The 434-nt window shown below is 71.4% G+C and carries 1 protein-coding gene; it reads left to right on the forward strand.

The window, feature by feature from the left end; translation table 11 throughout:
- On the forward strand, nt 1-434 hold a 434-nt coding region (locus CXY91_RS30680; protein WP_248307683.1), incomplete at both ends, for a methyl-accepting chemotaxis protein.

Genomic DNA, 434 nt, shown 5'->3' on the forward strand with positions numbered 1-434 from the left:
GGCGGCGACGACCGAAGAGCTGGCGGCCTCGGTGAAGGCTTCGGCCCAGGGCGCGCGCCAGGCGGCGGCGGTTGCCGAGGAGGCGATGAAGGCGGCTCAGGACGGCGGCGCCATCGCCGGCGAAGCGGTCAGCGCCATGGCGCGGATCGAGGAGGCCTCGCGCAAGATCTCCGACATCATCCGCGTCATCGACGACATCGCCTTCCAGACCAACCTGCTGGCGCTTAACGCCGCTGTCGAGGCGGCAAGGGCCGGTGATGCCGGCAAGGGCTTTGCCGTGGTCGCGAGCGAAGTGCGCACGCTCGCCCAGCGCTCAGGCGAGGCGGCCAAGGACATCTCCGGGCTGATCTCCTCCTCCAATGCCGAGGTCGAGGCCGGGGTGAAGCTGGTGCGCCGGGCCGGCGAGTCGCTGGAGACGATCCTGGCGGCGTCGC

It is taken from the genome of Allobosea sp. FBZP-16 (assembly GCF_002831785.1).
GTDB lineage: Bacteria > Pseudomonadota > Alphaproteobacteria > Rhizobiales > Beijerinckiaceae > Allobosea > Allobosea lupini.